Genomic DNA, 714 nt, shown 5'->3' on the forward strand with positions numbered 1-714 from the left:
CAAGGATTTACAGCCAGTTGATGAAGTGGCGGCTATGCCATTCAACGTCGAAACGGACATCAACATCAAGATTGGTGACGACTTCCAACTTGCGGCGTTTGGCTTGAAGGGCGGCTTGAAAGGTAGCCTTAACGTGACACAAAAAGACAAAGGACCATTCATCGTTGGTGAGGTAAACATCGTTGACGGTTCTTACCGTTCATTTGGTCAAGATTTGGTGATCGAAGAAGGTAAGATCTTAATGAACGGTCCAGCGGATCAACCGTACGTATCGATCAAAGCGATTCGTAACCCTGACAATACTCAAGACGATGTGATCGCAGGTGTGCGTGTGACTGGCCCAGCTTCCGATCCGAGTGTGGAAATTTTCTCGGAGCCTGCGATGCCACAAGCCAACGCGTTGTCTTACCTGCTTCGTGGTCAAGATATTGATGGTGAGTCGGGTGGTAACGCGATGACGACCACATTAATTGGTCTGAGTTTGGCGAAAAGCGGTCGTGTTGTTGGAGAAATCGGTGAAGCCTTTGGCGTACAAGATTTACAGCTTGATACGGCTGGCTCGGGTGATGACTCTCAAGTTACGGTGAGTGGTTACATTTTGCCAGGTCTACAGGTTAAGTATGGTGTTGGCATCTTCAACTCGCTGGGTGAGTTGAAGATGCCAACACCATACTTAACCTGGATCGGAAGAGCACACGTCTGAACTCCAGTCAG

The 714-nt window shown here is 48.7% G+C and carries 1 protein-coding gene; it reads left to right on the forward strand.

The genetic code is table 11. From position 1 onward, the window contains the following. On the forward strand, window positions 1-703 hold a 703-nt coding region (locus tag R7Z47_RS24850), incomplete at its 5' end, for a translocation/assembly module TamB domain-containing protein (protein WP_318130763.1). Window positions 704-714 lie beyond the last annotated feature (11 nt).

Source organism: Vibrio sp. 1641, assembly GCF_033339995.1.
Classification (GTDB): Bacteria; Pseudomonadota; Gammaproteobacteria; order Enterobacterales; family Vibrionaceae; genus Vibrio; species Vibrio alginolyticus.